Annotated in this window: 15 protein-coding genes and 1 tRNA gene; 4 read left to right on the top strand and 12 right to left on the bottom strand. The window is 65.3% G+C overall.

Annotated features, from left to right (window positions below):
• Positions 1-42 precede the first annotated feature (42 nt).
• From Q4543_RS24715 to Q4543_RS22510, 6 genes are all read right to left on the bottom strand, one after another.
• Positions 43-498 carry a DUF6538 domain-containing protein gene (locus Q4543_RS24715; protein WP_368502190.1) on the bottom strand — a complete coding sequence of 152 codons (456 nt, stop codon included), beginning with the start codon at positions 496-498 and terminating at the stop codon, positions 43-45.
• Positions 499-573 (bottom strand) — tRNA-Gln (locus Q4543_RS22530).
• An 82-nt stretch (positions 574-655) separates the two neighbouring features.
• The gene (locus Q4543_RS22525; protein ID WP_303442053.1) at positions 656-1,645 is read right to left on the bottom strand and encodes a diguanylate cyclase; all 990 of its coding nucleotides are present in this window, start codon (positions 1,643-1,645) and stop codon (positions 656-658) included.
• Positions 1,642-2,262, bottom strand: coding sequence for a heme NO-binding domain-containing protein (locus Q4543_RS22520; RefSeq protein WP_303442052.1), 621 nt, complete (start codon positions 2,260-2,262; stop codon positions 1,642-1,644). Before Q4543_RS22520 ends, Q4543_RS22525 begins: the two co-directional genes overlap by 4 nt.
• A 156-nt stretch (positions 2,263-2,418) precedes the next feature.
• On the bottom strand, positions 2,419-3,114 hold the full coding sequence (locus Q4543_RS22515; protein WP_303442051.1) for an HAD family hydrolase: 696 nt from the start codon (positions 3,112-3,114) through the stop codon (positions 2,419-2,421).
• A complete protein-coding gene (locus Q4543_RS22510) occupies positions 3,111-3,395 on the bottom strand; it encodes a DUF3572 domain-containing protein (RefSeq protein WP_216003677.1) in 285 nt (94 codons plus the stop codon). The genes Q4543_RS22515 and Q4543_RS22510 overlap by 4 nt, the downstream gene beginning before the upstream one ends.
• Positions 3,396-3,498: 103 nt before the next feature.
• On the opposite strand from Q4543_RS22510, the gene Q4543_RS22505 reads away from it, so the two are divergent.
• Positions 3,499-4,929 carry a diguanylate cyclase gene (locus tag Q4543_RS22505; RefSeq protein WP_303442050.1) on the top strand — a complete coding sequence of 477 codons (1,431 nt, stop codon included), beginning with the start codon at positions 3,499-3,501 and terminating at the stop codon, positions 4,927-4,929.
• Positions 4,930-4,932: 3 nt separating this feature from the next.
• On the opposite strand, the gene Q4543_RS22500 is transcribed toward Q4543_RS22505, so the two are convergent.
• The 4 genes from Q4543_RS22500 to Q4543_RS22485 all read right to left on the bottom strand — a co-directional run bounded on the left by Q4543_RS22500 (position 4,933) and on the right by Q4543_RS22485 (position 7,137).
• A complete protein-coding gene (locus tag Q4543_RS22500; protein WP_303442049.1) occupies positions 4,933-5,412 on the bottom strand; it encodes a periplasmic heavy metal sensor in 480 nt (159 codons plus the stop codon).
• Positions 5,413-5,441: 29 nt separating this feature from the next.
• Entirely contained in the window at positions 5,442-5,804 is a 363-nt protein-coding gene (locus Q4543_RS22495; RefSeq protein WP_303442048.1) for a hypothetical protein, read from the bottom strand.
• Positions 5,797-6,366, bottom strand: coding sequence for an RNA polymerase sigma factor (locus tag Q4543_RS22490; protein ID WP_303442047.1), 570 nt, complete (start codon positions 6,364-6,366; stop codon positions 5,797-5,799). The genes Q4543_RS22495 and Q4543_RS22490 overlap by 8 nt, the downstream gene beginning before the upstream one ends.
• Before the next feature lie 96 nt (positions 6,367-6,462).
• Complete coding sequence (locus Q4543_RS22485) at positions 6,463-7,137, bottom strand: EF-hand domain-containing protein (RefSeq protein ID WP_303442046.1); 675 nt, start codon at positions 7,135-7,137, stop codon at positions 6,463-6,465.
• A 251-nt stretch (positions 7,138-7,388) separates the two neighbouring features.
• Between Q4543_RS22485 and Q4543_RS22480 the strand changes: the two genes are divergently transcribed.
• Both Q4543_RS22480 and Q4543_RS22475 read left to right on the top strand, forming a co-directional pair.
• Entirely contained in the window at positions 7,389-7,847 is a 459-nt protein-coding gene (locus Q4543_RS22480) for a DUF983 domain-containing protein (protein WP_303442045.1), read from the top strand.
• A 62-nt stretch (positions 7,848-7,909) separates the two neighbouring features.
• Positions 7,910-8,554, top strand: a complete 645-nt coding sequence (locus Q4543_RS22475) for an NUDIX domain-containing protein (protein ID WP_368502191.1) — start codon at positions 7,910-7,912, stop codon at positions 8,552-8,554.
• Between the two features lie 34 nt (positions 8,555-8,588).
• Here Q4543_RS22475 and Q4543_RS22470 read toward each other — a convergent pair whose 3' ends face one another.
• The gene (locus tag Q4543_RS22470) at positions 8,589-8,963 is read right to left on the bottom strand and encodes a hypothetical protein (RefSeq protein ID WP_303442043.1); all 375 of its coding nucleotides are present in this window, start codon (positions 8,961-8,963) and stop codon (positions 8,589-8,591) included.
• Positions 8,964-9,086: 123 nt separating this feature from the next.
• Between Q4543_RS22470 and Q4543_RS22465 the strand changes: the two genes are divergently transcribed.
• Positions 9,087-9,854, top strand: a complete 768-nt coding sequence (locus tag Q4543_RS22465; protein WP_303442042.1) for an alpha/beta fold hydrolase — start codon at positions 9,087-9,089, stop codon at positions 9,852-9,854.
• Positions 9,855-9,938: 84 nt separating this feature from the next.
• On the opposite strand, the gene Q4543_RS22460 is transcribed toward Q4543_RS22465, so the two are convergent.
• The gene (locus Q4543_RS22460) at positions 9,939-10,907 is read right to left on the bottom strand and encodes a LysR family transcriptional regulator (RefSeq protein ID WP_303442054.1); all 969 of its coding nucleotides are present in this window, start codon (positions 10,905-10,907) and stop codon (positions 9,939-9,941) included.
• Positions 10,908-11,262: the final 355 nt, after the last annotated feature.

Here is an 11,262-nt window from a genome sequence, read left to right as displayed (position 1 = left end):
CCGCTTCGTCATCTGGGTCGTTCCTTCGTCAGTCGCTACAGCTTAGCAACTGGTCCGAAATCTCGCGACCACCTCTCTCTCCTGCCGGGCGATCATGCCAGCCACAGCCCGCCGCACAATCTCTTTCAGCATCGCCTGGACCCGGGCCTCGCCGACGGGGCTGTCCTGTAGTTCTTCGAGCACGTGCTTCTCTCCTGCCTCGACCGCGGAGAGCAAGTCGGCCGACCGCTTTACCGCTTCGGCGAGGAGGTGGGTGCGGAGCGAAACCGACAGAAATGCGGGCGCGCCGAGACACCGGATTTTTTTGGGCCAGCGCCGCCGGAAGTAGAAGATCCCGTTTCTGCGAACGAGGTGAAGCCCCCATTTTCTCGACGGTTCGCGCGTCCTGCACCGCGCACGATGTGAACCAGTTTGTGAACCACCACGACGTGGAGACGGGAGGCTGACCGCTTGATCAGCGGCTATCCCATTGGTAAGTATGCAATTTTTCGAGGACATTGGCTGGGGTGGTAGGATTCGAACCTACGGTACACGGTACCAAAAACCGATGCCTTACCACTTGGCCACACCCCAACCGTGCGGCGGGGTTTACGATACGCATACGCTATGCGCAAGACCCCTATTTCGAAAAAAATCACGAATTTCTGCGACTGCTTCAGCGATCCTCTTTCTCGGGTTCCGAGACTGAAAACGCGTGTTGCGCTCTGCCATGGCGTTTGGCGGAATACAGTGCCTCATCAGCCCGTTCGAGCAGTTCTTCGGCCGTTTCCAAGGGGGTTGCATCCGGATGATTGAAGGCAATTCCGATGCTCGCGGACACTTGGCACAGATCGCCATCGACCTCGATCGGTTGCTCGATCCGCCCGATCAGACGATCCGCAAGGTCGGCGAGCCGAGTTCTATCTCGCAACCCGGACAGGATCAGCACAAATTCATCGCCCCCGACCCGCGCGACCAGGTCGCTCTTGCGAGTCAGCTCCAGCATGATCTTTGCCACCACCCGCAGGACGTGATCTCCGGCCGCATGTCCCTTGGTGTCATTGACCTGCTTGAAAAAATCGAGATCGAGATGCAACAGGGCAAAACACTCACCGCCGCGGATCAGCCGTTTGAGCGCCTCGTCCATTGCCCGGCGGTTCCGCAACCCGGTGAGAGCGTCGGTAAACGAACGCTGCTCGGCGACCAGCATCGCGCCCTGAAGCCTCCGGTTCAGCGTGCGTGACGCTTCCATCGCGGCGGATTTTGCCTCGACCAGATAAAGCATGTCGATCGCAAGATCCGTCACGGCGAAATCGGTGCTGGTCAAAGTGTGCATCCGCACCGCGTCGACCACGCCGATCCCAAAGGACAGATTCACGATCGCCCCGCCGTCGCCATCGGGCACCACAAGACCCTTGAGCGTGGCCTTCGCACGACAGCGCAACCGTGTCTGCAACCGGCGACCCGCGAGGTCCAGCAGCATCGGCACTGTCTCGGCCCGCTTCGGGCGGTACACCTCGAGAACATCGGAGAAATGCCTGCCCTCGCTACAGACGTGGTGCATCAGCTTGAGCAACGTCGGCCCGACGTGCCGCACCTTGCCGTCGGCGGAAATCGACAGATGCATCGGCATCAGGGCATCAAGCGCATCGGACGACAGCTTCATGATGCTTTCTCCCGCCGGACCGGTGGAGGCGCCGCGGCCAGTTCGAAGCTGCGCCCTTCGGCGAAATCGGTTTCGACGACTGTGATGTCGATCACCTCGGCCTGCCCGAGCGCGCCGCGATGATCAAGAATCACCAGCGCGCCGTAATCATCCGCCATCGCGCGCAACACGCCGACCAGAACATAGCCAAAACCCGGCATATCGGACAGGCTGCCATGACAGGACAGAAGGAATTGCCCCGGCACGGAATCAGTCAGCTCGAGTTCGGGCAGTTGCAGATCGGCCACCGCCAGCCGCGTGCGCCCCGGCAGATCCTCGAGCGAATGCAGGAAATCAAAGAAATCGACGCCGCCATAGCGCATCAGACGCCGCAACCCTTCGTTGTTGGGATGCGTGATCAGGTAGGTGCCAATGTCTTCGAGCAGCGCATCACGCGGTTTCTCGAGGCACATGCTGGCCGCGTCCAGCACCTGTTCAACGGTGCGGATGTCGTAGTCGAGCATGGCTTCGAAATCGTCGAAGTCGAGCTTTGCAAGCTCGGCGATCTTCTGCCAGATGCTCAAACCGTAGGTGTCTTGCAGGAAGCACTGCAAAGTCCTGGCGATCAAGCCGTGCATGTTTCTGTTCCGCCTATGCGTTCAAAGACTCTGTTCATGTGAAGAGTCGTCTAATCTTGAGAGCCCAAATCGGTTGTCGTGCCCAAACTAGGCCCGACCCTGCCGATCCCGGATTAAGAAGACCGCAAAGAAGCGAATTTTACCGAAATATTCAGCTCAGGCCGCAAGCCATGACGGCAGGTGCCCGATGTCGGGCAGCACCACATCGGCGTGCGGCGCGAGGCGATCCTCGCGGATCGGCCCGGTCAGGACGGCGACGGTCTGCATCCCTGCCCCGCGCCCCGCGACCAGATCATGTTCGCTGTCGCCGACCATCACGATCCGCGCGGGCGCGATACCCGTCGCCGTAGAAAAGGCCAGCAAAGGCGCCGGATCGGGCTTGGCACCGTGGCCACTGTCAAACCCAGCGATGAAGGCGAATTGCTGCTCGACACCGGCCTTGCGCAGATGGATGCGCGCCGCGGCCTCGGCATCATTGGTCATGACGCCAAGCGCCAGCCCCAGCGCCCGCAGATCCGACAGCAAGGGCAGAAGCGGCACCGCTTGCACCAGCGGCGCGTCGTCGGCCGTGCCCAGCAGATGCGCTTCCACCTCGTCGGCACTGCGGTGCGGCAGCGCCGAAGCAAGGCATTCGGCGGCCTGCCGATTGGTGCCGGCGATCACCGGACTGTCGGCAGTGAAGCGTTGATTTACGAGATCGAAGCCCGAGGCCTGCGCCAGCGCTGCCATCAGCGCCGCATCGCCCCCCGAGAGCGCCATCAGCGTCTTGCGGCCCCATGCATCCCAAGTGGCGCCGAATTCGAACAGCGTGCCATCCTTGTCGAACAGCACCGCATCGGCGCGCAGGCTCATGTCCAGTGCACCTCGCCGCCGCCCGGAAGATGGGCGCGGGCCGCGCGCGGCGTATCATAAGGCAGGCCCTGCGCGTCGCAGAATCGCGCCACCCATGCATCGTCCATCAGGATGAAATCCAGTACGGCGCCCTGAAAGCCCGGATCTTCGAGCGCGTCCCGGAAATCCTGCTCGGATGCGCCGGTCGCACCAAGAAACACCGGCAGGAGATCGTCCTGCCCTGCCATCCAGGCCACCGCCTGAAGCCCGACCAAGTCGGCAAGTTCTCGCGATACCGTCATTTTCACCAGACGTATGAAAGAGTTTGTTAACCAGTTTATCCGAAGAGTAAACGCAGAGGATGCAACACCTGCATCTGCCTAACCGAACGTTGAGGCGCGTGCAATGACAGGTCGGATTCTGATCGCGGACGGGGTTCCCACCAACCGGATCGTGCTGCGAGTGAAGCTCACCGCAGCTTATTACGAAGTGCTGCAAGCGGGCAGCGGCGCGGATGCGTTGCGCCTTGTTGCGCGCGACAAGCCGGACCTTGTGATCGTCGCGGCGGATCTCGCCGACATGAGCGGTGCGGAATTCTGCCGCCGTCTGCGTTCCAGACCCGAAGCGGTGGAGACACCGGTCATCGTGGTGCCCCCCGACAGCGACCGCGCCGATCGGCTGACCCTGCTGGCCGCTGGCGCCGACGAGGTGTTGCCCCGCCCTGTCGATGAACTTGTGCTGCTGGCACGGCTGCGCAGCCTGCTGCGCGCCCGCAACGCCGAAGACGAGCTGCGCATGCGCGAAGTCACGCAAAAGGCGCTTGGCATGGCCGAGGACACCGCCGGATTCGAAGCCCCGGCGCGGGTGACGGTGGTGCCGGTGCAACCCGAGATTCCCGTGCGCAGCGCCGTCGCCACCTTGCGCACCCGCCTGCGGGACCGGATCGAAGCGGTGACGCCCGACATGGCGCTGCGCCACGATTGCGCCGGGACCGATGTCTTTGTCATCGTCGATACCGGCACGCGGGCCGGGTCCGGCCTGTCGCTGCTGACCCAGCTGCGCGCCTCGCCGCTGTTCCGGCAGGCGGCGATCGTATATGTCAGCCGCCCGGAGTGTCGGCGCGAAGCGGCCAGCGCGCTGGATCTTGGCGCCGGCGATCTGCTCTCGCAGGGCTTTGACGCCGAAGAGCTGGTGCTGCGCCTGCCGCAGCAGATCGCCCGCAAGCGCACCGAGGACCGGCTGCGCGACACCATGCGCAACAGTCTGCGCGCCGCGGTGACCGACCCGCTGACCGGGCTTTACAACCGGCGCTATGCATTGCCCTACCTGTCGCGCCTCGCCGAACGGGCGGCGGCGCATACCCGCCCCTATGCGCTGCTTCTGGCCGACATCGACTATTTCAAGCACATCAACGACACCCACGGTCATGCCACCGGCGACGTCGTGCTGGTCGAGGTCGCACAGCGAATCTCGCAGAACCTGCGGGCGGCGGATCTTGTCGCGCGGATCGGCGGAGAGGAATTCCTCATCGCCATTCCCGATGCGGCCCCCGGTGTCGCCAGCCGCACCGCAGAGCGGTTGCGCCATGTCATCGCGAGCGTCCCCTTCAGCCTGCCCGGACCGGGGACAAAGGCAATTGACGTCACGCTCAGCATCGGCGTCGCGGTAGCGATGCCCGGAAGCGGCGAGATGCCCGAAACCCTGCTGGATCATGCCGATCGGGCGCTTTATGCGGCCAAGGGCGCCGGGCGCAATCAGGTGATGCTCGCGCCCGGTGCGCCGCCAAAGCTCATCAGCCCCGAAACCTCGCTGAGCGCCGTCTCCGGCGGACGCTGAGGCTCAGGGCCTCGGGCCGTCGTGCTTGCGGATGCGCTGCGCCATGTCGGTGATCCGGGCCTCGAGCCGGTCGGCATAGGCAGCCCGCTCTGCCGGTGGCAGCTCGGCAATGAACGCCACCATCATCTCGCGGCCCAGCGCCTGACGCGCCTCGGCCTTTTGATCCTGGCGCCCGACCGCCGCCCCGAAGGCCACCGGATCGAACGGATCGTCACGCAGCAAACCAAGCGCTTCGTGGTAATTCGCCAACAGATCCGGCGGGCCGTTGCGCTCAGGCCGCTTGTCGAACGTCCCGCGCAGCTTGCGGCCGAAATCCTGCCTTTGCTGGTCGGAAAACGCCCCGGTGTAAGCGAAAGCATAATCGCGCCCGCGCGGTGCGCGGTGGTCATCGGGGCGCAGCAGCACCGCGCCAAGCCCGACCCCGAGCACTGCGACGTTCAACGCCAGCGAGCCAAAGAGCAACGCCCGCATCCCTTTCGACATCCCCGCCATTTTCCTGTCATCGCCCATCATCAAAGCCCCAGCATCGCGTAATCATAGGCACTGGCCGGTTCAGCCGCGCTGATCAAACTGTCCGTTGTTCCCATTCCCGTCCAGTCGGACGGCGCAACCGCCCCGAGCCAGACCCCTGCCACGCAGGCTGCCGCCAACCCCGCCATCGCGGGCCAGCCGCCAAGCTGTCCAAGCGCCTCTCGCAACCATCCGGACCGTCGCCCCGGCACGGGCCGGGATACGGCGCGCGGTGCAGGCTGCTCAGCCAGCGCCATCGCCTCCATCCGGGCCAGCCAGTCGCCCGAAGCAAGGGGCGCGTAATCGCGGGCAGCGTCAAACCAGGGGGCGAGCGGCCCGTCGTCACTCATCTTTCTGTCAGTCATCATCATACCCCAGCTCATCGCGCCGCGGAGCCAGAAGCCCCTCAAGCGCCTTTCGGCCACGCGCGGTAAGGCTTTCGACCGCGCGCACGCCGATGTCCATGATCTCGGCGATCTCGGGGTTCGAAAGCCCCTCGAGATGCCGCAGCACAACCGCCTGTTTCTGCCGCTCTGGCAGCGCATCAAGCGCTGCCTCAAGCGCCTGCCCGCGCGCCGTGTCCTGCAGGGCGCTGGCCGCCGAGGGCGCGGGGTCCTCGGGTTCGGCCACAGACTCAAGATCGGCAAACCCGCCGCGCCGCCGTCGCATCCGGTCGATGCACAGGTTCGACACCACGCGGTAGAGCCATGTCGACACCTGCGCCTCGCCCGTGCGCCAACCGGGGGCCGCACGCCACAGGCGCAGCAGCGCCTCCTGCGCCACGTCTTCGGCCTCGGCACGATCCTTCAGCATCCGCATGGCGACGCTGAACGCCTTCGGAGCAAACCGAAGCGTCAGGGCGCGCGCCGCCGCAGGCTCGCCAGCCGCATAGGCCGCAAGCAGGGACTCGTCATTTTGATCGCTCATCGCGTCATATGGCATTCGGTCCATCCCGATGCGCTAGCCCGAAGCTGCGCCCGAAGCAATGGCCGGGGCAGCGCAAGGCCGCCCCGGCCTGTCCTGTCACTCCGCCGGCTGCGGGGGCATCGGCGCATCCCCTTCCGGCATCGGCGGGCGGTTCATGTCCCTTGGTCCGTGCTCGCCGCGCGGGCCGTGCTCGTCATGCATCCGTGCCTCGCGGTCGCCCTTGTCACCATGGTGCTTGCCATGTTCGCCGTGGCCCATGCGCTCGCCGCCCTTGCCTTCACCGCGCATCCGCGGCTGCATCTGCTCGAGCGCCGCCAGCTCTTCGGCACTGACCGTGCCGTCCTCGTCCACGTCAAGCCGCGTGAACAGGCGCTCGGGGCCGCGGCGATCACCGGCCGTGAGCTCTTCAAGGCTCAGCTTGCCATCCTTGTCGGCATCGAACCGTTGCAGCATCTGCTGCTGGCGGCGCGCCTCGCGGGCGGCCTCCTGTGCCTGACGAAAGGCGGTCAGTTCGTCCGCTTCCAGCGCGCCATCGCCGTTGGCATCGGCCTCGGCAAAGGCACCGGCCGGCCCGGCAGCCGCGAGCTCATCCTGCGTGATGGTGCCATCACCGTCAGCGTCGAGCGATTTGAACATCTCGACCATCATCGGCGCTCCACCGGCGCGGGGGCCTCGCCCCTGCTGCTGATCTCCGGGAGCGGCGATCACGAAGCCGCTGGTCCCGATCACCGTCAGAGCGGCGCCGATAAGAAGCTTTGCCTTGCGTGTCATTGCTGCGATCTCCTGTTTCTCGCATCCTGTCGGCGCCCTGTCCGGCCGCCGATCTGTAGCTTCCACGCCGTGGCCATGCAGTTCCGTCGCAATGGAGCGGAAAAGTTTGCACGACCTAACGTCAGGCGCTGTGAGCAGCGCAACGATGCCTTCTTTTCGCGACAAGGCGCCGCAAGGGGCAACTGCCCCCTTCCCTTGTGCGCCGTCCTGCCCCACCTTGGCGCCGGACGATGGGGAGGATCGTTTCCGACATGACAGACCAACCGATGACATCAAGCGATGACCCCGCCGAAGCGCCGCTGGACGGCGCACCGCGGCTTAACACCCCGGACGCCCCGGCAGAGCGCCCGACGTGGCCCTCGGTCTGGAAAGGTCTTCGCAAGCGCTGCCCGAACTGTGGCAATGGCCCGCTTCTGCGCGGCTATCTCAAGGTGCGCGACCATTGCCCGGTGTGCCGCGAGCCGCTGCACCATCACCGCGCCGATGACGGGCCCGCTTACCTGACGATCCTGCTGGTCGGTCATGCGATGGCCCCGGCGCTGCATATCGGCTTTGTGGTCTGGAGACCGGAGCCACTGATCCTGCTCACCGTGCTGGGAACCGGCGCAACCGCGCTGACGCTTTTTCTTCTGCCCCGGCTCAAGGGCGCGATCATCGCGTTTCAATGGGCGCGACGCATGCACGGCTTTTCGCAGACGGAGACAACGTGACTCAGGATACGACACCACCCATCGACAAGACGGCGATCCGGGATGCGGCCACGGTGATCGTGATGCGCAACAGGGGCAGCAGCCCTCGGGTGCTGATGGGGCAGCGCGGTGCAAGTGCCGCCTTCATGCCCAACAAGTTCGTCTTTCCGGGAGGCGCGGTCGATGCGGGCGATGCGGACATCCCCTTGCCCAAGGCGCTCAGCTCGGCCTGCCGAGATCGCATCGAGGAACAGTCCCGCCCCGGTCTGTCGGGGGCGCTGGCCGCGGCGGCGGTGCGCGAATTGTGGGAAGAGACCGGCCAGATCCTCGGCACGCGGGGCGACTGGGCCGCGCCCCCGCCCGACTGGCGGGGCTTTGCCGACACCGGGCATGTGCCCGACGCATCGAACCTGCGATTCGTGTTCCGCGCGATCACCCCGCCCGGCAGACCGCGCCGCTTTGATGCGCGGTTCTTTCTGGTCGACGCCGAGGCGCTTGCTTCGGATCCCGACGATTTCTCTGCCGCGTCGGACGAGTTGAGCCACCTGCAATGGATCGCGCTGGACGAGATCCGGCATTTCGACCTGCCATTCATCACCGAAGTTGTGCTGGCCGAGGTTGCTGCCCGTGCCGGTCAGGACAACACGCCCGAGTCGGTGCCGTTCTTTCGCAATGACGATGAAGAGAGCCTGTTCCTGCGGCTTCACGGGCGCGCCATGCGCGAGTGACGCCCAAAGTTCCGGCCTTGAGACCTGGACCCTCTCAGACGAAGCCGCGCCAGACCAGCAGGCCCAGCACCACCGCGATCACCAACAGCGCATCAAACATCAGGCTGGCCAGCAGCGCCAGAAGCCTGCCCTTGCGGCGATCGGCAAGGTCGAGCCGCTTCAGATGGGTTTCGATCCGCTCTGCCGAGCGCAGCACTTCGGGGCCATCAAGCACGCGCGCCTGTTTGGGGTGCCCGACCATGCGCCACGCTTCGATCACCCTTGCAAGATCGGCGCGCAAGCCGCGTGGCAACATCCGGCGCGCCTGCCGCGCACGCTGTTCGAACCCGCCACGCCGCAGCCTCAGCTTGTCTTCGAAGACCTGCTCAAGACGCGCCACCGCGTCCCCGATATCGTGTTCTGCCATCATCATGCCGATCCGTAGATGTGCCTAGATGCCGCCCCGATGCAAGGCGCCCCGCACAATCGGTTTCGAAACATCGCACAATTGTCGGCATTCCCTTTGGCGCCCAGCTGTCTTAGATCTTCGGACATGCTGAACACTCTTTCCCACGGTGCTGCCACCGACCTGCCGCCCCTTGTCATCGTCCATGGCCTTTTCGGCTCGGCGCGCAATTGGGGTGTCATCGCCAAACGCCTGTCGGATGTGCGGCAGGTGATCGCCGTCGACCAGCGCAACCACGGCGATTCGCCATGGACGCAGAGCCACGACTACGAAGACATGGCCGCCGATCTGGCCGAGGTGATCGAGGCCAATGGCGGGCGGGCCGATGTGCTTGGCCATTCCATGGGCGGCAAGGCGGCGATGATGCTGGCGCTCAGCCGGCCCGAACTGGTGAACCGCCTCATCGTCGCCGACATCGCGCCTGTGACCTATGATCACACCCAGACCCAAAACATCGAGGCGATGCGCGCCGTCGATCTGTCGCGGGTCGAGCGGCGCTCGGATGCGGCGCAGCAGCTCGAAGCAGTGTTGCCCGATGCGGGGCTGCGCGCCTTTTTCCTGCAATCTCTCGACATCAAAGAGCGCCGCTGGAAGCTGAATCTGGATCTGCTGGCCAGCGAGATGCCGAAGATTCTGGAGTTTCCCGACCCCGGATCGGCGCAGTTCGACGGGCCGACGCTTTTCCTGTCCGGCGCCGACAGCGATTACGTGCAGCGCGGCCACCGAGACCGCATCCGGGCGCTGTTCCCGCAGGCCCGCTTTGCCAAGATTCCCGGCACCGGCCACTGGCTACATGCCGAAAAACCGCGTGAATTCGAGGCGGCGGTGCGCACCTATCTGGCCGCCACGGGCTGACAGTTTCGAGTTTTTCGAATCTGCCGCGGCGGGATCTGCACCCCGCCCACCATGGCCTGCAAACCTTTTGGCCCGGCTATCGCGTCAGTCCGCCGCCAGCACGCGCAGCTCGGGCTCGAGCCATGGCAGCAGGCGCAATGCCGGGGTGATAACGAGGCCTGTCACCAGCTTGCGCATGCTGCGCGCCACGTCACGCGGCACCCTGTCAGACCAGTCCGATGCGGCAAACAGCGAGATGGTGCGCGAAAAGGCCTGCATCGGCAACGGATGCGCTTCGAGCCGGTCGTGCAACCGCCCCGCGCGCATGTAGCCCAGCGGCGTAGTGATGCCCCAGCCAACACCGCGCGCCACCAGCGTCATCAGCGCCAGATGGGCGCCGATCTCGAACCGCTCAGGGTACTCCAGCTTCAGGCGGGCCAGATGCGTCTCGATCTGGCGCCCGATCAGCTGGTCGCGATCGTAGCGCAACATCGGCAGGCCACGCATCAAGGCCTCGGCCCCGCCAGCCTCGGCCAACGCGCCACGCGCGCAGACCAGCATGAACGGATCGCGCACCAGCGGGTATTCGATCACCCCGTCCATCACCGCGCCGGAACTTGCCGCGATGGCGATGTGCAACCGCCGCTCGCACATCGCCTGCGCAATCTCGTGGCTCGGCGCGGTGACCAGCTTGAACCGGCAGCGGATCATGTTCTCGGCAAGGATGGTTACCAGCTGCGGCGTCAGATCGTTGTCGAAATCGTCGATCACCCCAAGGTTGAGCGTCGACAGATGCGTCAGGTCCATCACCGTCAGCTCGTTCTGCGCCAGTCGCAGCTGGCCCAGCACGCTTTGCGTGCGCAGCAGGAATGAGCGTCCGGCCTGTGTCAGCTGCATCGGGCGCCGTCCGTGATCGACCAGATCCGCGCCAAGCGCCGCTTCGAGATTGCGCATCTGCTGGCTGACCGCCGGCTGGCTGAGGCCGGTCTTCTCGGCGGCCTGCGCCACCGATCCGCTTGCCGCAAGCGCTTCGAACACCTCGAGCCCGCGCAGGGTGACCCCCTTCATCAGCATCATCCGCCCTCTCTCTGCCGCACGGCACATTCAACTTTTCCGAAACTCCTCCTTGCAGGTCAAGCATTGTTCCGCCGACCGTCCCCCATCGGAAAACCGCGCCTGCCCTGCCACCTGTCACAGACGTCACGATCCGGTTCGCATCGGGCTTGCGCAGCGCGGCCACGACCGCGAAAAGGCCGCGCCTACCGCGCCGCGCGAGGGTGCCCATGCCACGCCAGAAATCGCCGCCCAATGCCGACGCCAAAGCGGCGCTGCGGCCCGGATCGCGTTCGGGCCTAACAGGCCGCTGAAAAACTCCGGCCTCGACGCCCGTAGCGGAACATGATTCATCGCCACCGCGGCATGGATGGAG

The organism is Salipiger sp. 1_MG-2023, from assembly GCF_030547555.1.
GTDB lineage: Bacteria > Pseudomonadota > Alphaproteobacteria > Rhodobacterales > Rhodobacteraceae > Salipiger.
This window is presented reverse-complemented; position numbering and strand designations above follow the sequence as displayed.